We start from the raw sequence: 21,686 nt of genomic DNA on the forward strand, positions 1-21,686 counted from the left end.
ACAGATGTTCAGCTTTTTTAGTAAGCAAATGATTTGCTATCTGGTTTGAAAGTGATACACTATAGTCACTAATTCGTATGAAAAGGAGAAAAAATGGCAAAAGTCTTATTTGTAAAAGGTCATCCTTTAGAAAAAGAACAATCCTATTCCTTAAAAGCATTTGAAGCCTTTAAAGACAGTTATCAATCGCTTTATCCAGATGATGAGATCATTGAAATTGATGTTTATGATGGTACGATTCCATCACTTGATAAGGAATTGCTAGAGGCCATGTCTTTAGCTAAAAAAGGTGAGGAGTTGACGAGTTCACAAGCAGATAAGCTAGATCGCTTTAATCATTCAACAGAAACCTTTTTATCTAGTGATAAAGTTGTCATTGCTAACCCTTTATGGAATCTGCAGATTCCGAGTCATCTCTTATCTTGGATTAATACCATTACGGTGGCTGGAAAAACCTTTAAATACACTCCAAAGGGAGTTGTAGGGCTTGCAACCGATAAAAAACTTCTCCATATTCAAGCTAATGGTGGTCTTTATAATGGTCAAGATCCTGCTAGTCAATATATCAAATCAATTTTTAACTTTATTGGTATTGATAGCATTCAATCTGTTTATGTGGAAGGGCATGCTTATCAGCCAGATCAAGCTGATAATATTTTAAATCAGGCGATTAATGACTTAAAAGAAATCGCTAAGACGTTTTAGTAAAAAAGCAGTAGGAAATCTAGAAAATTGATTTCCTACTGCTTTTTAAGATGATGATTTCTTTTTGTCTTTTTGTGTTATTGCTAGAGAATAGTGCTTACTGACCTCAGTATAGTAACTCACCACGATACCAGATAAACAACCAAAAAATAGCAAACCATACAGGGCTAAAAGGATACTCACAATACGTCCGATGGTTGTTTCAACCAACATATCGCCATAGCCGAGTGTCGTAGAAGTAACAAAGCTATACCATAGACTATCCCCATAAGTTGTAAAATCTGGCTCTACCCAAAGTAAAATACCAGAAGCTACAAAAAGGTAGAGAATGAAAGAACTGATAAAGGTAGTGAAACCTGTGACGGTTAAAATATGCCAAAGAATTTTATAACGTTTCATGCGGCTCTCCTTTTTGATGAGAAGAGGTAAATTGTTTGGATAGGATAAATAGGAATGTGATAAGGATACTAATTGGCCATAGATTAATTGGGAAAAAGAGTGAGATAAAAATTGCAGCTAGCCATTCTTTTTCAAGAAGTGAGATGGCTAAACTAAGAGCAACAACTAAGATGATAAAGAGAGCATCATAGTTAGGAAAATATTGAGCAATAGCAAATCCGTGCATGATAGCAGCAAAGCTAATGGGAAAAATATCACCTCCTGTCCACCCAGTCCAAACACAGATATCTAAAAAGATCAGTTTTAAAATGGACAAAAAAATCAAGCTGATAAAAGGTGTGGTCATCCCCAATTCAACTAAGTCGTGCATAGAGTGTTGACCTGAAAATAAAAGAGAGGGGGCAAAAGAGGCGGTGATGAAAATACTGATTGCTCCGATACCAAGTTTTGTCACTAATGACAGCTGGAGCTTTTCTATTTGTTTTTTCATCTTGCTTCTGACCAATTGGTAAATGGCTCCAAAACCATAAGCATAAGTAAGAAGTGGGATAAGTAGAAGGAGTTCAGAAAGTCCCCACTGAGAAGTTCCTAATTTGGTGATAAATGAAGGCTGATCGGTAGCCTTCATTAAGAGAGAAAGCACGATTAAACCATTTAAGCTGAATAGCCCAATTAACAGTTTACGCTGCTTTTCACTAAGAAGTGTAGCACTTTCTTGATAGTTTGTCAGGTATTGGTAGGGATGAAAGAGCATGGCAAGCTTTTGAGTGAGTTTAGCTGTCTTAAAGTTATCAGGGTGTTGACTAAGATAGCGCATCTTATCTGCTTGCCAGATGGAATAGGCAATAACAGCACCAAGTAAAGGTGCTTCAGGTCCTACTCCGGCTCCCAGAGACAGAATGATAAGTGCTAGTAAAAGGCTTTTCCAAGTGTGGTGATAGTCGACAGTTTGTTTTTCTTTTAGCTCATGTATGAGATCATGGCTGGTTTTAGGAAGGTTACCCCACTTCTTTTTGAGGAGTAAGAGTAAGAGGAAACCTAAAAATAATAAGAGAAAATGGTAGAGACCGCTACTTTTTAGATGATGCGGCAGACTATGCCATAAAAAGTGAGAACTTGCCTTTTCTAATATCAAAAATAAAAAGGCAATTAGGGCAATCCCTGTGCTTAATAACATACCGTAGAGAATCAGCCCGTATTTTGATTTAGTGGTCATGAGGTTGTCTTTCTATATAGTCTAACTTTTCTTTTCTAGATTTTTTTTTAAAAGCAGCTTCAGCTTTCATGGCTGAACTTTTATCGGGAAATCTTTCTGAGTAAAGCAGTTTTACGGGGCGACGATGGCGCGTATATTTTGCCCCTTTTCCACTGTTATGGGTTTTTATGCGTCGCTCAAGATCAGTGGTATATCCCGTGTAAAGAGTATGATCAGAACACTCCACAACATACATGTAAGCACTAGCTTTTTCCAAAATAAATCTCCGAAATCTCTTTTGTGTAGCTGCCATCTTCATTGTGAACAAATAATGGGGGGAGGATTTTTAATCCCTCTAATGAGCCATCTTTGATCGCTTCAATTAAGAGCATGTTGGCTTCTTTACCGACTTTAGGGTAAACAAATTGAATCCGTTTCGGTGCTAATTTATAAGTCTTTAAAGTATCAATAATTTCAAGAAAACGATCAGGTCGATGAACCATAGCTAAACGCCCATTAGTTTTTAAAGCTTGTTGACTAACACGACAGATTTCATCAAGATTAGTTGTGATTTCATGTCGAGCGAGTAGGTAGTGTTCACTAAGATTTTTAATAGAGGTCTCGCTAGCTTTGAAATAAGGTGGATTACAGAGAATCAAATCAATCTGAGAACGTGGAACATGGTCAAGAAGGTTTTTCAAATCATCATTGACAATAGTGACTTGTTCTTCTAGATGATTGAGAGAAATAGAGCGTCTAGCCATGTCAGCTAAACGTTCTTGCAACTCAACAAGAGTGATATGAGCCTTAGTTTGACTAGAGGCAAATAAGCCTACAGCACCATTACCACTACAAAGGTCAACAATTTTTCCTTTGCTGGGTAGTTTTGGAAAACGTGAGAGAAGCACACTATCGACAGAATAGCTAAATACTTCTTTATTTTGAATAATTTTGACATCAGTAGAAAAGAGCTGGTCAACCCGCTCTTTTTTTTGTAATAGATTGGTTGGCATTAAGATAGTACTCCGAATTTATAACCTTGATCCCTGTAGTATTTGATGATATGAGGAAGAGCTTCAACTGTTAATTCTTTATCATAAGCATCGTGCATGAGAACCACTCGCACATCACTTTCTGGAAAATGACTATAGGATAAGGTGTGATAATCTAGCATCTCTTGGAGATTGTTTGGTCGAATATTGGCTGCTTCAGCATCACCTACACTAGCATTCCAATCAATCCACTCAAAACCATTTTGAGCAAGAACAGCATTGCTTTCTTCTATGCCTTGCCATGACATTGCTCCACCTGGGTAACGCCAAACTTTTGAATTAAAGTCAGCTCCCAAGATATTTTTCAAGTATTGTTGCTCTTCTTGAGCTTCTGATAGGATTTGCGTGACATTTGGTACTCCTCCAGGATAAAGAAGGCCCATGTCATGTGAAACACTATGAAGACCGATAGCATGTCCTTCTGCAATTTGCCTTTGGAAAACGTCTGCAAATTCATCATAAACAGTTCTACCAATGACAAAAAAGGTTGCAGGGACTTGCTGATCTTTTAGGATATCTAAAATACGCGGTGTGATGTTATGGTTGGCACCATCATCTATGGTGATAAAGACCAATTTTTCTCCTGTGTATTCTTTTTCCCCTCTCATATAAGCTCTGATCTCAGCAGTATCATAAGCGTAGCTAGAGGCAGCGTTATTATGATTTGTACCAGTAGCGAGAGCAGTGGGATCTAAGACAACTTCTTCTTTTGGTTTAACTTTTTTTTCATATTTGATAAAGGGAAAAATGGCATTGAGTTTTTCATAGTCTATACTTCTTGTCCCTAGAACATAGAGAAGTGACAGGATGGTAATCAAACTGGCAAGACCGATCATACCATTGATAGCAGGCAATTCCTTTTTCTTTGTTGATGACTGATGAGACAAAATTAAGCTCCTAAAAAATTTCTTTTATTACTATAATACACACAAAACCTATCCTTGTCTACTAACTCTATCAAAATTTTAAAAATTTTAGTATAATAGGAGAAATAATGTGAAGAAGGAGATAAGCAGATGTTTTATGCTTACTTACGTGGTTTAGTGGTATCATTATTGTGGATTGTTAACGGTAATGTTCACTATCATCATACGCATAACATTTTAGATGAAGAAGAAAATTATATTTTAGTCGCTCCACATAGAACGTGGTGGGATCCTGTTTATATGGCTTATGCGGCGAGACCTAAACAGTTTATTTTCATGGCTAAAAAGGAATTGTTTGCTAATCGTGTTTTTGGTTGGTGGATTAGGATGTGCGGTGCTTTTCCGATTGATCGAGAAAATCCAAGCCAACAAGCCATTAAACATCCTATCAACGTCTTGAAAAAAGGGAACCGTTCTTTAGTCATGTTTCCAAGTGGTAGCAGACACTCTACAGATGTTAAAGGTGGGGTAGCTGTGATTGCTAAGATGGCTAAGGTTAAGATTTTACCTTGCGTGTATGTAGGTCCAAGAAGTTTAAAAGGGCTTTTAGCACGCGAGCGTGTTGATATGAACTTTGGAGAAGCTATTGATGTATCAGATATTAAGCGCATGAATGATGAGGGGATTGAAGAGGTTGCAAGACGTGTTCAAACGTCCTTTGATGCCCTTGATCAAGAAGCGCAAGCTTATCAAGATGGTAAAAAGCCAAATGTTTTATGGTTTTTCATTCGTATTCCAGCAGCCGTGATTGCTCTTGTTGTGGTAGTGTTCACCTTAGTGTTTAGCTATTTGGCAAGTTTTGTTTGGGATCCTGAAAAACACATTAAATTATAATCAAACGAAAAAGTGAGATCACTAACGCAAAAGTGACCTCACTTTTTATTTACCTTTACGAATAGAATCAATGGAGGTAAGTTTATGTTTGATTGGATTATGGATTTTATTGAGGATAAAAAGGCGTGGGTGGTAAGCCTAGTTTTAGGGGTTCTAGCGATGATACTTGCGGTATTTCTTTTGTTAGAGAAAGCACCTACCACTGAGTCCCAAACTCAACTGATAAGTTCAACCATTGAAAGTTCAATATTGACTTCTTCGGTTTCAAGTCACCAAGAAAGAGAAGCTAGTGATGAGCTTGTTGTTGATATCAAGGGCGCTATTCAAAAGGAGGGGGTCTATCACCTTAAACAAGGTAGTCGGGTGACAGATTTAGTCGAAAAAGCAGGAGGTCTAAGGCCAGATGCTGATAAAAAAAGGATCAACTTGGCTGCTAAGCTCACTGATGAAGAAGTTATTTATGTTGCGCGTGAAGGTGAGGAAGGTGCAGATGACGTTTCTGTAGCTTCTTCAATGTCATCAGATTCTTCTCATACTTCAAGTGAAAAACAAATTAATCTTAATAAGGCTACAGTCACTGATTTAACCAGTATTTCAGGTATTGGTGAGAAACGAGCACAAGATATTATTGATTATCGTGAGCAAAACGGTGGTTTTCAGTCTATTGAGGATTTGAAAAATATTTCAGGTATTGGCGAAAAAACGTTTGAAAAGTTAAAGGATAATGTCAGTGTGGAATAAAATTTTTCCTTTAAAACCCATTGAAGTAGCATTTTTGTTGATTTGGCTATACGGGAGTTTTTACCTTCAAAATTGGTACTTACTCCCTATTTTTTTAGTATATTTACTTTGGATCGTTGTTAGTCGTGGACTTAAGTTGGGAGTTAGGTTGATTTTAACGTTACTCCCTTTTGCTCTTTTCTTTTCATTTTTAAATTGGAAAGTGGCTCTCTCATACCACTCAGCTCCTAAAGAGCTTACACAAATCACTATGCTCGTTGATACCATTAAAGTTAATGGTGATAGTTTGTCTTTTAGAGGACAAAATTCAGGAAGAACTTATCAGGTTTATTATCAATTGCAATCTGAGGAGGAACAAGCTTACTTTAAACGTTTGGATCAAACGGTCTTATTGATGGTTGAGGCTAAGACGCAAGAAGCTGAAAGAAGACGGAATTTTTCTGGCTTTGATTATCGAGCCTATTTGAAGTCGCAGAAAATTTATCGAACGCTTAAGGTTTCAAAGATTAAATCTATTCACAAGTCAAGCAAATGGAACATAAGATGGCAAATTGCACAGTGGCGTCGACAATTATTGGTTTTTATTGAGACGCATTTTCCAACGCCTATGCGCCACTATATGACAGGTTTGCTCTTGGGTTATTTAGATGTCAGTTTTGATGAAATGGAAGATCTTTATTCTAATTTGGGAATTATTCATCTTTTTGCTTTATCAGGAATGCAAGTGGGCTTTTTTATGAATAGAGTGCGCTATGTTATCTTAAGGTTAGGGGTGACACAGGAACATTCATTTTGGCTACAGATTCCTCTCTCCTTTTTATATGCAGGTTTAACAGGTTACTCCATCTCTGTTATCAGAAGTCTTTTACAACTTAGTCTGTCTCTAATGGGCTATAAAAAACTAGATAATTTTGCCCTGACCATAATTTTACTAATGCTTATCCTGCCAAATGCCTTGGCAAGCACTGGAGCGGTCTTAAGTCTAGCTTATGCTTTTATTTTAACCATTATGGATTGGGAGCATTTAAAAGGGGTTAAAAAGCTACTAGCAGAAGTCATGACCGTTAGTTTAGGGATTTTACCGCTTTTAATGTGGTACTTTGCAAGTTTCCAACCCTTATCTATTATCTTAACAGCTCTCTTTGCTTTAGTATTTGACCTCCTCATTTTGCCACTTTTGAGTATGGTCTTGCTATTAAGTCCCTTATTTATTATGGATTGGTGGAATCCTTGTTTTGAGTGGTTGGAAGTTGTGATTCGTCTTGTGGCTCACTATTCCCCAAAGCCACTGATATTAGGTACTCCAATGTTGATAGTTGGTGCGGGCATGTTATTTTTCCTAGCACTATGGCATGATTTTTATTTTGTTAAAAGCTTGCGCAGACTTAGTATTTGTTGCTTGCTTTGTTTATTTTGTTTCACCAAGCAACCTTTAACCAATGAAATTACTATTGTTGATGTTGGGCAGGGAGATAGTATTTTTATAAGAGATCAAAAAGGGAAAACAATTTTGATTGATGTAGGAGGTAAAGTTAATTTTAAGGCTCAGGAAAAATGGCGGAAAAAGGTATTGGATACGAATGCCGATAGAACCTTAATCCCTTATTTAAAAAGCAGAGGAGTAGGTAAAATTGATCAATTGGTATTGACCCATACCGATACTGACCATGTTGGTGACTTAGAATCGGTAGCAGATGCTTTTACGATTGGAGAGATTTTAGTTAGTCCAGGGGCTTTAGGAAAAGTAGATTTTGCAAGACGTTTACAGGCATTAGGCTATCCTGTTAGTGTGGTACAGGCAGGAGATCGCTTAGCCATAATGGGAAGTTCCTTGCAGGTTTTATATCCTTTTTCAGTAGGAGATGGCGGTAATAATGATTCCATTGTCTTATATGGAGAATTACTATCTAAGCGTTTTTTATTTACAGGTGATTTGGAAGATGGAGAATTGGACCTGATCAAAGCCTATCCCAGCCTTGATATTGATGTTTTGAAAGCAGGGCATCATGGATCAAAAGGGTCGTCCTATCCAGAATTTTTAGCACAGGTCACACCAGAGGTTGCGCTGATATCTGCAGGAAAAAACAATCGCTACAAACATCCACACCAAGAAACTTTAGAGCGTTTTGAGAAAGCAAAAATACGTGTTTATCGAACTGATCAACAAGGCGCTATACGGTTTAGAGGGCGTAAAAGCTGGACGATTGAAACGGTGAGGTGAGTGTATTTTTTCAACAAAAATGTTATAATAAGACTCGGTTTTTAACTTCAGGGAAAGTACAGGTGAAATTTTTACTGGAGAGTTTTCTATAAGATAAAGAATTAGAAAGTAATAAAAGGTATAGGAAGAAGAGGAGAAGATGTCTTATTTAGTTGATTATGAAAAAAGAGGAAAAATAATACCAGCTAAACACTTTGTGCTATTAAGTCAGTCACCAAGAAGACGGCAATTATTATCTTTTTTATCTCCAGAGATTGCATCTGTTGAAGTGGATGAACGTGGTATTGAAACTACTTATATGGAGAAATTGAAGCATTTGCCTTTTTTAGAGCGTGCTGCTAGGACGTGTTGTGAAATTTCTAAAGCCAAGTCAGCTGGAAAAGATGATAAGGAAACCTTGTATATTTCAGCTGATACCATGGTGGTTTTCAATGATCGCATTTATAACAAGCCTAAAAATCAAGAAGAAGCGAGAGAGATGTTTAATTCGTATTTTGGACATAAGCATCATGTGGTGACTTCGGTTTGTTTACGGACACGAGATGCTATAGAGGTATTTTATACCATAGCAGAGGTAAGTTTTGTTAAGTACTATCCTGCTCTACAACCAGTAATCGAAGATTACCTATCTTCTAAATCTCCCATGGATAAGGCTGGTGCTTATGGTTTTCAAGATTTAGATCCTCGTTTTATAGACTATGTTGCAGGTGATATTCATACTATTATTGGTTTGCCTGTGGCAGAAGTGTCTAAACGAATATATTCATAAGACACCGTTATCTAATGGTGTCTTATTTAATAATAGAAATAGTGGTTTCATTGTTATTGGATAAGGTATGAGTGCAGGGTGTAAAGAATGGGAACTTGAATGTCGTTAATCTGAAATCTATGGTATTAAAAATTATGGTAGAATAGATAAGAAGTTAGGATGGAGGAGATGTGATGAAAAAATTAGGATTAGCCTTTATTGTAATCCTATGCGGGTTACTCATACCTGTTAGGATTCAGGCAGAGGATCTTTTGACCATGACCAAGGATGCGGGTTATAAGGTATCTAAGACAGATTTACCAAAGGCTTATATTCTTGTTGATTTGGAGACTGGTCAAATTTTAGAAGAAAACAATAGTGAGCTTAGCCGTGATCCAGCTAACTTAACAAAATTAATGACAGTTTATCTTGTATTGGAGGCTGTTGAAAATGGGCAATTGAAATTGGAGAAGAAAATTAATCTCAATACCAGTCTTAGCTACAGCCCTAATTATTACACTGTTGAAGACTTAGTAGCGCTAAGTTTGATTTCTTCTTCTAATGATGCCGCAATAGCTTTAGCTTCTACTCTGCAGACTTTGACAGGCACTGATTTCGTTGAGAGTATGAACCAAAAAGCTAAGGATTTAGGAATGTCGCACACTAAATTTGTCAACGAAACAGGTGCTGCATCACTAAACGGAGAGACCACTCAAAGCATCACGACAGCTAGAGATCTCGCTCTTTTAAGTTATGATATATTAACGAATTATCCAGAGGTGTTAACCTACACAGAGCAGACGACCTATACCATCCAAAAAGGGATGGCATCTGAAGAAATTCTTACCTCCTATAACCACTCACTTGAAGGCGATGCAGAGGGTCTTGGGATATCAGGGGTCAATGGTTTGATAACAGGTTCTAGTGCTAATGCTGGTTTTAATGCAATAGTAACAGCTAAACGAAATAATCGCCAGTTGATTAGTGTTGTTTTAGGAGTTGGAGATTGGAATAATCAAGAAGGGGTTTATACACGTCATTATTTTGCGAATACCTTACTGGAGCATGGTTTTTCAGATTTTTCTTATCAGTTATTAGCCCAAAAAGGAGAGTATGAACTAGCTGGTCAAACTTATGACCTTAATAATAATCTGTACGGACTGATTAAAAAAGGAGAGAGTAAACCTAAGTTAGAAGTGACGGACGGCAATCTTCACCTGAAATCTTCTAGCAGTTCTTCTTTGTTGACACCTCCAAAAGGGGTCAAAGCAACCCCTGTCAAAAAAGGTCTATTTAGTTCTCAAGCTTCAACCAAAGATTATCCTTTTGTGGACATCATGTTTTATATTGGCTTACTCACGACGATAGCTGTTCTTATAGGAATGACATTTTTTGAACAACTCCGCCAGTTGATTAAAAGATAAATAGTGTTATGATGTAAAATAAAAACAGGAAATGAAGATTTTTAGGGATCCCCACTTCACTTCCTGTTTTATTTTTAGATTTGGTATAATAGATATTATGTTAGCGATTGAAAAAATAAAAAAACTAAAGCGCGATCATCTTCCACAGATTACTCTTGTCACAGGGGAGGATCTTGGTCAATTTGCGGTGATGAAACAAGCCTTACTTCAAGCTATTGCTTATGATCCTGCGGACCTCACCTATTCTTATTTTGATCTAGCAGAGACGGATTATTCTCTTATTGATATGGATTTACAGAGTTTACCTTTTTTTGCAGATCAAAAGGTGGTTATTTTAGATCACGTGTTGGATTTAACCACCCAGAAAAAGTCCTATTTAAGTGATACTGAAGCAAAACAGTTTGAAACTTATTTGGAACAACCTGTTGAGACCACGCGATTGCTGATTTTCGCGCCAGGAAAGTTAGATGGTAAGCGCCGTTTGGTCAAACTATTAAAGCGCGATGCCATGATTTTTGAAGCTGAGGCATTAAAGGAAGCTGAGTTAAAAACTTATTTTCAAAAATTAGCCCATGAAAAAGGACTGGTGTTTGAAACAGGGGCATTTGATACCCTTTTGATAAAGTCAAACTTTGACTTTAGTGAGCTGGAAAAGAACTTGGTGTTTTTGGCATCTTACAAATCTTCTGGTCAGATTAGTCAGCAAGATATTTCAGAAGCTATTCCTAAAACGTTACAAGATAATCTTTTTGATTTGATTCATTTTGTTTTGACAAAAAAAGTAGATCAAGCAAGAGATTTAGTTAAGGATTTAGTCTTGCAAGGAGAAGATGAGGTGAAGTTGTTGTCTATTTTAATAGGACAATTTCGATTGTTTTTGCAAACAAAGCTGTTATTACAAAAAGGACAGTCAGAAAATCAGATTGTAAAAGATCTGTCTGATTATTTAGGGCGCCGTGTTAATCCTTATCAGGTACGATTTGCTATTAGAGATTCTAGGGCTCTACCTGTGGATTTTTTAAAAAAGAGTCTATTGCTTCTGATTGAAACCGACCGTGATATCAAAACAGGGCGTTTGGAGAAGGGGTATTTATTTGAGGTTGCTTTATTGAAAATCATGTCTATTCTTTAAGCAGATTGTTTGAATTCATCACTTTTTTGCGTTATGATTATGTCAGATGAAATAATGAAAGAGGTACCAACATGGCAATTATTTTACCAGATCTTCCGTATGCATATGATGCTCTAGAACCTTATATTGACGCTGAAACAATGACACTTCATCATGATAAACATCATGCGACTTATGTGGCAAATGTCAATGCAGCACTAGAAAAACATCCAGAAATTGGTGAGGACTTAGTAGCTCTTCTTTCCGATGTTGAACAAATTCCAGCTGATATCCGCCAAGCTGTGATTAATAATGGTGGTGGTCATCTCAATCATGCACTCTTTTGGGAATTACTTTCTCCAGAAAAAACAGAGATTTCAGCAGAATTAGCAGCTGAAATTAATGCAACTTTTGGTTCTTTTGAAGCTTTCCAAGAAGCTTTTACAGCTGCTGCAACAACTCGTTTTGGATCAGGTTGGGCATGGCTTGTTGTAAACCAAGAAGGTCAACTTGAAGTGCTTTCAACGGGCAACCAAGACACACCTATTATGGATGGGAAAAAACCAATCTTGGCGCTTGATGTTTGGGAACATGCTTATTACTTAAATTACCGCAATGTTCGTCCAAATTATATCAAGGCTTTCTTTGAGATTATCAACTGGAACAAGGTTGAGGAGTTGTACCAAGCAGCTAAATAAACAGTGATAAAGTAAGCATTAGTTTGAACACAAAAACAGAGATTTACCAATATGGAGGTGAGTCTCTGTTTTTTATTTTTCGTAAAATATTTAACAAAAACTTTATCTTTTAATAAAAAACCAATGATATATTATAAAAAGTAAATAAGGCTTGCTATTTTAGAAATAATTTTTTATAATACGAAGGTTGGGAGAATTATTGTGAGAAAAAAAGTTTTATCAATCATTTGTATGAGTACACTCACCCTAGCGGTGACCATGGGTTCTATTAGCCAATCTTCCCTTGTTTATGCACAAGAGAAAGACACGCAGACAGTGGAGAATTGGTTGCTTCAGTTAGTGACAGGTGATTTAATCTCTGAGACCACTAAATCCATTTTTAGTGGCAAAAAGACTGATACGAGTGTGGAGAAAGAGACTGTCAAGCAGACAAATAAAAGTCAAGCAGCAAAAGATTCTGTGATGCAAGCTGATTTAGCGACGATGTCATCTTACGGTTTATACTATGACTATGCACACTTGAGTTTGGAAGATACGATTAAAGCTTATTTGGATGAGCATGGCATTCCACATTCTAGCATTGCTTTTTCTTATAAAAATACCAAGACTGGTGAAACTTTTTCAATGAATGACACACAAGTTATGACTGCGGGAAGTACTTATAAATTACCTCTTAATATGTTAGTCGTTGACGAAGTAGAAAAGGGTAATCTAAGTTTAGATGAAAAATTTGACATTACAGGAACAACTTACGAGTATGAGGGAGAGCATGATGCTTATGTTTCCGCTTTCAATGGTCAGATGACTATCCCAGACATGCAGGAATATTCTTTGGTTTATTCTGAAAATACACCAGCTTATGCTCTTGCCGAAAGATTAGGTGGTATGGATAAAGCCTACAGTATGTTCGATCGTTATGGAGAGTCAAAAGCAGAGATTAAAACCATTAGCCGGCAAAATAAGACAACTACCGACTATTATATTCAAGTCTTAAATTACCTATGGCAACATCAGAAGAAATATTCTGATATCTTATCATTTTTGGGTCAATCTTTCCCAGGAACTTATTATAAAACTTATCTGAATGATTTAACGATTTATCAAAAACCTGGATATGTTGGTGAGGCTTTAAATGTGGATGCCATTGTACTTGAAGAGGTACCTTATTTAATCGCCCTATATACAGCTGGATTAGGTGGTTCGACTGAATATAGTACAGAGATTAGTAATGAGGGACTTCTGCAAGTGGGTCAGCTAGCTTATGTGATTAATGAATGGCACCGTGTCAATATGAATTAAAGTGAACGAGACTATCAGTAATAGGAGAGATTAACCGAATCAGTGGGGTTAATCTCTTTATTTTTACTTTTTCTATTGTATTATTTAAATAATACTGATATAATAAAATTATAGAAAGGGTGATAAAAATGGAAGAGACATTTGTTAATGGATTATTTTTAGGTTTTTGGGGTGTGTCAGTAATTTTTTCATTTATCTGGTGGATTCTGACGATTATTTCAAATATTCTTCTTTTTAGTAAGGCTGGATATGCGGGTTGGAAATCAATTGTTCCAATTTATAATTTTTATATCCAACAATGTATTACTTTTGGAAAAGAAAAAGGTATTTTTGCTCTCCTATTGATCGTACCTTTGGTAGGTCAAGTTTATGGAGTTTACCTCTACTATTCTTATGCGCGTGCTTTTGGATTATCACAAGTTCAAGCAGTGCTATATATTTTCTTTGCACCATTATTTAATGTTTATATGGCTTTTAGTGATAACGTCACTTATGATGGGCCTCGTGCATTCTTTATCGATTAATAAAAAAGCTCCTTGATTCTAGTTTACTAGCCATCAGGGAGCTTTTTGAGTCGTTTTTATTTTACAAACATGGCATCACCAAAACTGAAGAAGCGGTAGTGTTCCTCAACGGCATGTTTATAGGCCTCTAGAGTAAATTCTCTGCCGGCAAAGGCTGAAACCAGCATGACCAGAGTTGACTTTGGAAGATGAAAGTTAGTTGAAAAGGCATCAACGACTTTAAATTGGTAACCTGGTTTGATAAAGATATTGGTCCAGCCAGATTCAGCTTGTAGTTTACCTTGATACTTTTGTCCAATGGTTTCCAACGTACGAATTGAAGTCGTCCCAACTGCGATGATACGTCCTCCTTTTTCTTTGACTTGGTTTAGGGTATCAGCAGCTTCTTGAGATAAGGTGTAAAACTCAGAATGCATCTCATGCTCATCAAGATTTTCAACAGAGACTGGTCTAAAGGTGCCAAGACCGACATGAAGGGTCAGATAAACCAACTTAACCCCTTTAGCCTCAATTTTTTCAAGAAGTTCTTGAGTAAAATGCAGACCAGCGGTTGGGGCAGCGGCAGAGCCATTTTCTTTAGCATAAACGGTTTGGTACCGTTCACGATCTTCTAATTTCTCGTGAATATAGGGAGGAAGAGGCATCTCACCTAAACTTTCGAGAACTTCAAGAAAAATACCCTTATAGGAGAACTCGACAATACGTCCACCATGTTCTAATTCCTCAACAATAGTTGCCATCAAGCGTCCATCACCGAAAGACACTTGACTGCCAACTTTTAGGCGTTTGGCAGGCTTGGCGAGAACTTCCCATTGGTCTGCATGAAGATTTTTTAAGAGAAGCAGTTCCACATGACCGTGGGTATCAGGTTTCTCACCATAAAGGCGAGCAGGAAGAACGCGCGTGTTGTTCATGACTAAAGCGTCTCCCTCATTGAGTTCATCGATAATATGGTCAAAATGGCTATCTGTCATGCTCTGCTTTTCTTTATCAATAATCAACAGTTTTGAGCTGTCACGTTTTTCAAGTGGGGTTTGTGCAATCAGCTCATCTGGTAAGTGGAAATCAAAATCCTTAGTATTCAAAATAGTCTCCTTAGAACAAGTATTTTAGCTCATCTATTATACCATGTTCGCCCTTATCCGTCAGTTTTAAATGATATGATGAAGGGTTATTAATTTTCAGATCTTTTACTTGACAAAAATCGGTCTATACCATAAAATAAAAGTATAAGATATCGGTCTATACCAAATAGGAGGTTTTTATGAAAGTGATCGTTGTAAAGAGTCAACAAGAAGGTGCAGAAATTGCCCTTGACTTATTAAAAAATAAATTGGCAACTGGTGCGCAGGTTCTTGGCTTGGCAACTGGTTCTAGCCCAATCGAATTTTACAAAAACATTCGCCAAAGTGATTTAGATTTTTCTGAGATAACATCTGTCAATTTGGACGAGTATGTTGGTTTGGATGAGGAAAGTGACCAATCCTACGCTTACTTTATGAAAGAACAACTCTTTTCTGCCAAACCATTTAAGAAATCTTATTTACCTAACGGTTTAGCAAGTGACGTTGTAGCTGAGGCAGAACGTTATAATCACGTATTGGCAGAGCATCCAATCGATTTCCAAATTTTGGGGATTGGTCGCAACGGCCATATTGGTTTCAACGAACCAGGTGCTTCGTTTGCTGGTCAAACTCACTTAGTTGACTTGGCACCGTCAACTATTGAAGCCAATGCCCGCTTCTTTGAAAATCTAGAAGATGTGCCAAAACAGGCAATCTCCATGGGCATCGCCAACATTATGGCAGCCAAAACCATTGTTCTCATGGCTTATGGCCAGGAAAAAGCTGACGCTATTAAGGCGACTGTGGAAGGTCCCGTGACAGAAGATGTCCCAGCAAGTGTCCTCCAAAACCATGATGATGTTGTCCTCATTATTGATGAAGCTGCAGCGAGTAAATTGACAAAATAAAAATTAAAAACCGACTACTATTTTGGCAGTCGGTTTTCTTTAAGATTAGAGGCTAGAACCTTCTTTGGACAAACGTCGGTGGCGGTGGGTAATTCTCACCATCAAGTAAGAACTTACAGCCAATATTGTAGCTATAAGAAGCAAGTGATGTCGACTCACGACTAATAGAATAATTGTTATGAACAAATTGAGAGCGTACTGCAACCAAACCGTCTTTCCAATACGATAGAGGTCCTGATTGTAGCGACTAGTCATCAGGATTCCCAGATAGTATAGGAGGAAACCGATGAGTAGGAATGGGAAACCTAAACTAGTATGCTCACCAGGTAAGACTTCCACAGAAACTGTAAAGAAATTTATGCCTAAAACAAGTACCATATGAGCGTAGAGTAAGGTAGCTACATTTGTCTTTTGATGGTGATTGATATTGAGGTAGGTTTGTGAAATGTAAAACATAAAGGAGAAAGCCATTGCCAAGAACAATATAACGCTGTCGAACAGATGCGTCTGAATCGGATAATTTTTCAAAATTGCAATGACCGTCTCACCAAAGGTAATGATCGTAATCAACTGGCAGCGTTCAACGATGTGAGGGAAGTTCAGGGCATCATAACCAAGCTTGTCCTTAAAGAAATAGGAAATGATAAATGGAAGATAAAAAAGTAAGAGGCTCTTTTCATCATAGGTCCAGAAATTGAAGTAAATAGCTACCAAAGCCAAGAAAAATACCAGCAAATAAATCCCAAGCATATAGAGACTATGTTTTATATCTGCCGTAAAACCGATTTTCCGGCCCCGAAGGTAGTACTGCAAGCAAATCAGCAGATAAGACAGGGTCAAAAAGATAGTAAATGGTAGGGCGGTCGCTTCAAAATCATGACTAACGTTCAGGGATAATTGTCCGACCACAAACATGGACGCAATAATCGTGTTAATATCCAACAAATCCCGCTCACCATATTTGTTGAGGTAAATCGTCTCATTAATCCACAAGGTCATAATAATCAGGTTGGCGGTGATAAAAGTTAGAATTTCCCTGAGACCGATATGGTCACCGTGCAAAAGTCCAGTCAGTGATGAAGTGGCTAGCACAAAGACCAAATCATAAAACAATTCGTAATTGGATACACGTTTTGCCTTAATTTCAGACATAAAAATCTCCTTTTCAAAAAATCTGGATTATTATACCATATAAAAAGAGAGGCTGTCACCTCCCTTTTGGTTCTAAAGTGTCCAGTCCAAGTCAGGTCCTACAGGAACAATGCCAGTTGGGTTGATGGTCTTGTGGCTACCATAGTAGTGTTGTTTGATATGGTCAAAGTCAACCGTCTCTGCAATGCCAGCGTAATTGTAAATTCGCTTGGTATAATTCCACAAGTTTGGATAGTCCACCAAAGCTTTAATATTGCACTTGAAATGTCCAAAATATACAGGGTCAAATCGCACCAAGGTGGTAAAGAGACGAAGGTCAGCCTCGGTTAATTGATTGCCAACTAGATAGTCCTTATCTACTAAATGTTCTTCCAATTTATCCAAGGCAGCAAAGAGATTCTTGACTTCTTTGTCGTAAACGTTTTGATTAGTTGAAAAACCTGCCTTGTAAACGCCATTATTGATGTTTGGATAGACAAAGTCATTCATGGCATCAATCTCAGCTTGTAGGTGCTCTGGATAGTAGTCATCATAGTTGCCTGTAATGTCATTGAAGGCACTATTAAACATCCGCATGATTTCAGCAGATTCGTTGCTGACGATGGTATTAGTTTTCTTATCCCAAAGGACAGGAACGGTCACCCGACCAGAATAGTGTGGGTCAGCTTTCAAATAAACTTGATAAAGATAGTCGCTGTTAAAGAGGGTATCCTTGATAACACCAGGACCATCTTCAAAGGTCCAGCCATTTTCTAACATGAGGGGATGAACGACAGAAAGCGAGATATGCTCTTCCAAGCCCTTCAATTTTCGCATAATAAGCGTTCGGCTAGCCCAAGGACAAGCCAGAGAAACGTAGAGATGGTAGCGACCCGACTCGGCCTTAAAACCACCTGTTCCTGTCGGATCCGCTTGTCCATCAGGTGTAATCCAGTTACGAAATTGTGTGACAGTACGGACAAACTTACCACCTGTAGACTTGGTATCATACCACTTGTCCACCCATTTGCCATCTTGTAAAAGTCCCATAAGTTAACTCCTTTATTATATTACTAATTAGTATTATATCATATTTCATCCCTTAGACAAGGCTTATGTTTGTGTGTTAGAATAGAGAGTATGAGATTGGATAAATGTTTGGAAAAAGCGGGACTTGGTTCACGGAATCAAGTGAAAAGGTTGTTTAAAGCAAAACAAATTAAGGTTGATGGAAAAAGGGCAACGCGGCTTAGTCAGATTGTGGATCCAAATCTACAAGATATTACTGTTTCTGGGAAAACTATTGAGCTTGAGCCAGCAGTTTATTATCTCCTAAATAAACCAGCTGGTGTTGTCACGGCTGTCACAGATAAAAATTACCAAACAGTGATTGATTTGATAGATAAAAAAGATTTCCGTCAAGGGCTTTATCCGATTGGCCGTCTAGATCGTGATACGGAAGGTTTATTACTTCTAACCAATAATGGTCCGTTAGGTTATCGAATGCTACACCCAAAACATCATGTGAAAAAGACCTATGAGCTGGTAGTTAATGGCTTTTTAGCAGATGATGCTGTAGGCTTTTTTGCAAAAGGGGTGAGATTTTTAGATGGTAGAGTTTGTCAGCCAGCAGAGTTGAAGATTGTAGAGGCTAATGTTCAAGAAAGCAGAGCCTTTATTACAATTTCAGAAGGAAAATTTCATCAAGTGAAAAAAATGTTCTTAGCTTATGGTGTAAAAGTGATTTTTTTAAAACGGGTCAGCTTTGGAGGTTTTAGGTTAGATCCGAGTTTGCAAGTCGGAGCCTATCGCCCCTTAAACGATGAAGAGCAACTTCTTTTAAAGACTTATTTGGATTAATTTTCGAATAAAGTGAGTAAGGAGGAGTCTATGTTACAAGCAAGAAATCATAAAGGACAGATGATCAACTTACTACAAGAGATTCCTGCCGAAAGGCAGGAATTTTTCTGTCCACTTTGTCAAAATCCTGTTCGCTTGCGACAAGGCGAGGTGATGCGTGCGCATTTTGCCCATGTTTCTCTTAAAAACTGTCACTTTTTTTCTGAAAATGAAAGTCAAGAACACCTTGCTTTAAAAGAAATGCTATATCAGATTTTATTAGCTAAAGGAGAGGAGGTCGCCTTAGAAGCTCCGATTAAAGAAGTTTCACAAGTTGCCGATGTCCTTGTTAATCGTCGTATTGCCCTAGAGGTTCAATGCAGTCGTCTATCCTTGAAACGATTAAAAGAACGGACACTTGCTTATCATCAAGCGGGTTATTATGTTTGTTGGCTTTTAGGGAAAGAACTTTGGTTAAAAGATAAGTTGACGTCTCTTCACCGTCATCTGCTTTATTTTTCTAAAAATATGGGATTTTATCTCTGGGAGCTAGACCTTGATTTTTCTCAGATTCGATTAAAATATCTTATTCATGAGGACTTGCGTGGAAAGGTTCATTACTTGAAGAAATCTTGGAGCTTATCTGATTTTTCACTTGCTGTTTTACGCCTGCCTTTTTTTAAACAGCCGTTATCTTGTTTAGAGGTAAAGGTAGATAAGGAGATTAAAACTTATATTCAGCGCCAGCTTTTTTATGGTTCAAAACGCTGGTTAAAAGAGCAGGAAGTTTGTTATCTTAAAGGACAAAATCTGTTAAACCAAGATCTTAATGCTTTTTTCCCGCAAGTCAGACCTCCCTCTTTTGAGGCTGGTTTTCTGCAAGTACAAGAGCAAATCGGGTGGTATTATCAACATTTTTTGACTTATTATCAGCATCAAAAGGAAAAACAAAGGCAAATCCTCTATCCACCAGCTTTTTATGATAAAATAAAATGATAATAATCGTCCGTTTCATGCGGATAAAGGAGGACAATATGTCAGAAAATCGCGCACATTTGAAGGAAAAGGATACTTGGGATTTAACCACTATTTTTGCGACAGATCAGGATTGGGAGCAGGCACTTGAGGATTTAGCGAGTGAATTGGAGAAGGCTGCAGACTTTGAAGGACACCTTTTAGATTCCGCGGCATCTCTTTTGAAGATCACACAGACAGAGCTAGATGTGGAGCGTCGGTTGGAAAAACTCTATGTTTATGCTTCTATGAAAAATGATCAGGATACAACTGTTGCTAAATATCAAGAATATCAAGCTAAGGCCATGAATCTTTATGCTCAATGTAGTCAGGCTTATGCTTTTTATGAGCCAGAATTAATGGCACTAACACAAGAAAAATTGGCTGACTTTATAGCAGAAGAGCGGGATCTTGCTCTTTATGCTCACTTTTTTGAAAAACTGCTGAGCAAAAAAGCCCATATTTTAAGCAAAGAAGCAGAAGAGCTACTAGCAGGGGCAGAAGAAATATTTAGTGCTGCAGGAGAAACCTTTGAAATCTTAGATAATGCAGATATTAGCTTTCCATATGTACCAGATGGTGAGGGCGATTTGATTGAGTTGACTCACGGCAACTACATTCGTTTGATGGAGTCTAAGGATCGTATGGTTCGTCAAGAAGCTTATGAAGCCATGTATGGCATTTATGAGCAATATCAACATACTTATGCTAAAACCCTACAAACCAATGTAAAAGTACATAACTATAAAGCTAAGGTTCGTCAATACGATTCGGCTCGTCAGGCAGCTTTATCGAGCAACCATATTCCAGAGGCGGTTTATGAGACGTTGATTGAAACTGTTAATCGCCACTTACCTTTACTGCATCGTTATATCAAGCTACGTCAAGAGATTTTGGGACTAGATGAGCTTAAGATGTATGATGTTTATACCCCGTTAGCTGAGACAGATTATCACTTTACCTATGACGAGGCCTTGAAAAAAGCAGAGCAAACCTTGTCTATTTTTGGAGAAGAGTATGCCAGTCGTGTCAAACGTGCTTTTAATGAACGGTGGATTGATGTCTATGAAAATAAAGGAAAACGTTCAGGAGCTTATTCAGGGGGATCTTATGATACTAATGCCTTTATGCTCTTAAACTGGCAAGACACCTTGGATAATCTTTTTACCTTGGTGCATGAAACAGGGCATAGCCTACATTCGACTTTTACGCGTGAAAATCAACCCTATGTTTATGGAGATTATAGTATCTTTTTAGCTGAGATCGCTTCCACAACGAATGAAAATATTTTAACCGAAACCTTGTTAAAAGAAATCAAGGATGAAAAATTACGTTTTACTATCCTCAACAATTACCTTGACGGCTTCAGAGCAACGGTCTTTCGTCAAACACAATTCGCAGAGTTTGAGGACTTGATCCATCAAGCTGATCAAGAAGGCGAGGTCTTAACAAGTGAGTATCTTAGCGAGTTGTACGCAACTTTAAATGAAAAATATTATGGTCTTTCTGCCCAAGAAAATCCCCAAATTCAGTTTGAATGGGCTAGAATTCCACATTTTTACTATAATTATTATGTTTATCAGTATGCTACTGGATTTGCAGCAGCAAGTTACCTAGCAGAAAAAATAGTTCATGGAAGTGCAGAGGATAAAGAGCGCTACTTAGACTACCTAAAAGCAGGAAATTCTGATTATCCCCTCAATGTGATTAAAAAAGCGGGTGTGGATATGTTAGATGCCACGTATCTTGATGAGGCTTTTGCAGTCTTTGAAAAACGCTTGATGGAGTTAGAGACCTTAGTTGCAAAAGGGATTCGCTAAGGTTTTAAAAATGAGATTATAGGAGTGTGAGGA

22 protein-coding genes are annotated in these 21,686 nt (G+C 37.6%); 14 read left to right on the plus strand and 8 right to left on the minus strand.

Translation table 11 applies throughout. From position 1 onward, the window contains the following. The first annotated feature begins 93 nt into the window (after positions 1 to 93). Positions 94 to 705: an NAD(P)H-dependent oxidoreductase gene (locus tag ACEE75_RS03480; protein ID WP_447574507.1), complete on the plus strand. Its 612-nt coding sequence runs from the start codon at positions 94 to 96 to the stop codon at positions 703 to 705. A gap of 45 nt (positions 706 to 750) precedes the next feature. Here the strand turns inward: ACEE75_RS03480 and ACEE75_RS03485 are convergent, their stop codons facing one another. The 5 genes from ACEE75_RS03485 to ACEE75_RS03505 are packed head-to-tail and all read right to left on the minus strand — an operon-like array spanning position 751 to position 4,238. Continuing rightward, complete coding sequence (locus ACEE75_RS03485; RefSeq protein ID WP_354367389.1) at positions 751 to 1,104, minus strand: potassium channel family protein; 354 nt, start codon at positions 1,102 to 1,104, stop codon at positions 751 to 753. Further along, the gene (locus ACEE75_RS03490) at positions 1,091 to 2,320 is read right to left on the minus strand and encodes a chloride channel protein (protein ID WP_447574508.1); all 1,230 of its coding nucleotides are present in this window, start codon (positions 2,318 to 2,320) and stop codon (positions 1,091 to 1,093) included. The genes ACEE75_RS03485 and ACEE75_RS03490 overlap by 14 nt, the downstream gene beginning before the upstream one ends. Beyond that, on the minus strand, positions 2,310 to 2,576 hold the full coding sequence (locus tag ACEE75_RS03495; protein ID WP_427893514.1) for a GIY-YIG nuclease family protein: 267 nt from the start codon (positions 2,574 to 2,576) through the stop codon (positions 2,310 to 2,312). The genes ACEE75_RS03490 and ACEE75_RS03495 overlap by 11 nt, the downstream gene beginning before the upstream one ends. Then, a complete protein-coding gene (locus ACEE75_RS03500; protein ID WP_447574509.1) occupies positions 2,563 to 3,312 on the minus strand; it encodes a tRNA1(Val) (adenine(37)-N6)-methyltransferase in 750 nt (249 codons plus the stop codon). Before ACEE75_RS03500 ends, ACEE75_RS03495 begins: the two co-directional genes overlap by 14 nt. Continuing rightward, complete coding sequence (locus tag ACEE75_RS03505) at positions 3,312 to 4,238, minus strand: polysaccharide deacetylase family protein (RefSeq protein ID WP_447574510.1); 927 nt, start codon at positions 4,236 to 4,238, stop codon at positions 3,312 to 3,314. Before ACEE75_RS03505 ends, ACEE75_RS03500 begins: the two co-directional genes overlap by 1 nt. Positions 4,239 to 4,367: 129 nt before the next feature. Between ACEE75_RS03505 and ACEE75_RS03510 the strand changes: the two genes are divergently transcribed. The 9 genes from ACEE75_RS03510 to ACEE75_RS03550 all read left to right on the plus strand — a co-directional run bounded on the left by ACEE75_RS03510 (position 4,368) and on the right by ACEE75_RS03550 (position 13,877). Continuing rightward, complete coding sequence (locus ACEE75_RS03510; RefSeq protein WP_447574511.1) at positions 4,368 to 5,111, plus strand: lysophospholipid acyltransferase family protein; 744 nt, start codon at positions 4,368 to 4,370, stop codon at positions 5,109 to 5,111. 84 nt (positions 5,112 to 5,195) lie between these two features. Beyond that, on the plus strand, positions 5,196 to 5,852 hold the full coding sequence (locus ACEE75_RS03515) for a helix-hairpin-helix domain-containing protein (RefSeq protein WP_447574512.1): 657 nt from the start codon (positions 5,196 to 5,198) through the stop codon (positions 5,850 to 5,852). Then, positions 5,836 to 8,073: a DNA internalization-related competence protein ComEC/Rec2 gene (locus ACEE75_RS03520; RefSeq protein ID WP_449173562.1), complete on the plus strand. Its 2,238-nt coding sequence runs from the start codon at positions 5,836 to 5,838 to the stop codon at positions 8,071 to 8,073. Before ACEE75_RS03515 ends, ACEE75_RS03520 begins: the two co-directional genes overlap by 17 nt. Positions 8,074 to 8,212: 139 nt before the next feature. Further along, complete coding sequence (locus ACEE75_RS03525; RefSeq protein ID WP_447574081.1) at positions 8,213 to 8,842, plus strand: Maf family protein; 630 nt, start codon at positions 8,213 to 8,215, stop codon at positions 8,840 to 8,842. A gap of 173 nt (positions 8,843 to 9,015) precedes the next feature. After that, on the plus strand, positions 9,016 to 10,245 hold the full coding sequence (locus ACEE75_RS03530) for a DUF1958 domain-containing protein (RefSeq protein ID WP_447574082.1): 1,230 nt from the start codon (positions 9,016 to 9,018) through the stop codon (positions 10,243 to 10,245). A gap of 97 nt (positions 10,246 to 10,342) precedes the next feature. Beyond that, complete coding sequence (gene holA / locus ACEE75_RS03535; RefSeq protein WP_447574083.1) at positions 10,343 to 11,377, plus strand: DNA polymerase III subunit delta; 1,035 nt, start codon at positions 10,343 to 10,345, stop codon at positions 11,375 to 11,377. Between the two features lie 71 nt (positions 11,378 to 11,448). Next, on the plus strand, positions 11,449 to 12,054 hold the full coding sequence (gene sodA, locus ACEE75_RS03540; RefSeq protein ID WP_447574084.1) for a superoxide dismutase SodA: 606 nt from the start codon (positions 11,449 to 11,451) through the stop codon (positions 12,052 to 12,054). Positions 12,055 to 12,255: 201 nt separating this feature from the next. After that, positions 12,256 to 13,353, plus strand: coding sequence for a serine hydrolase (locus ACEE75_RS03545; protein WP_447574085.1), 1,098 nt, complete (start codon positions 12,256 to 12,258; stop codon positions 13,351 to 13,353). 128 nt (positions 13,354 to 13,481) lie between these two features. Beyond that, positions 13,482 to 13,877, plus strand: coding sequence for a DUF5684 domain-containing protein (locus ACEE75_RS03550; RefSeq protein WP_354367365.1), 396 nt, complete (start codon positions 13,482 to 13,484; stop codon positions 13,875 to 13,877). A gap of 56 nt (positions 13,878 to 13,933) precedes the next feature. Here the strand turns inward: ACEE75_RS03550 and queA are convergent, their stop codons facing one another. Beyond that, on the minus strand, positions 13,934 to 14,962 hold the full coding sequence (gene queA, locus ACEE75_RS03555; RefSeq protein WP_427893541.1) for a tRNA preQ1(34) S-adenosylmethionine ribosyltransferase-isomerase QueA: 1,029 nt from the start codon (positions 14,960 to 14,962) through the stop codon (positions 13,934 to 13,936). A gap of 179 nt (positions 14,963 to 15,141) precedes the next feature. On the opposite strand from queA, the gene ACEE75_RS03560 reads away from it, so the two are divergent. Further along, on the plus strand, positions 15,142 to 15,849 hold the full coding sequence (locus ACEE75_RS03560; RefSeq protein WP_447574086.1) for a glucosamine-6-phosphate deaminase: 708 nt from the start codon (positions 15,142 to 15,144) through the stop codon (positions 15,847 to 15,849). Positions 15,850 to 15,894: 45 nt separating this feature from the next. Here ACEE75_RS03560 and ACEE75_RS03565 read toward each other — a convergent pair whose 3' ends face one another. Next, positions 15,895 to 17,001 (minus strand): low temperature requirement protein A, encoded by a 1,107-nt coding sequence (locus ACEE75_RS03565; protein ID WP_449164748.1) that lies wholly within the window; start codon positions 16,999 to 17,001, stop codon positions 15,895 to 15,897. A gap of 72 nt (positions 17,002 to 17,073) precedes the next feature. Next, complete coding sequence (locus ACEE75_RS03570) at positions 17,074 to 18,030, minus strand: glutathione S-transferase family protein (protein ID WP_447575387.1); 957 nt, start codon at positions 18,028 to 18,030, stop codon at positions 17,074 to 17,076. Positions 18,031 to 18,120: 90 nt separating this feature from the next. Here ACEE75_RS03570 and ACEE75_RS03575 point away from each other — a divergent pair, with 90 nt between their 5' ends. Genes ACEE75_RS03575 through pepF form a run of 3 tightly spaced genes read left to right on the plus strand, consistent with a single transcriptional unit; the run spans position 18,121 to position 21,653 of the window. Beyond that, positions 18,121 to 18,840 carry a pseudouridine synthase gene (locus tag ACEE75_RS03575; RefSeq protein WP_447575386.1) on the plus strand — a complete coding sequence of 240 codons (720 nt, stop codon included), beginning with the start codon at positions 18,121 to 18,123 and terminating at the stop codon, positions 18,838 to 18,840. A 30-nt stretch (positions 18,841 to 18,870) separates the two neighbouring features. Further along, the gene (locus ACEE75_RS03580; protein ID WP_447575385.1) at positions 18,871 to 19,815 is read left to right on the plus strand and encodes a competence protein CoiA; all 945 of its coding nucleotides are present in this window, start codon (positions 18,871 to 18,873) and stop codon (positions 19,813 to 19,815) included. 38 nt (positions 19,816 to 19,853) lie between these two features. Next, positions 19,854 to 21,653, plus strand: coding sequence for an oligoendopeptidase F (gene pepF, locus ACEE75_RS03585; protein WP_447575384.1), 1,800 nt, complete (start codon positions 19,854 to 19,856; stop codon positions 21,651 to 21,653). The last annotated feature ends 33 nt before the right edge of the window (positions 21,654 to 21,686 follow it).

The organism is Streptococcus sp. 11273D007BT (assembly GCF_053547195.1).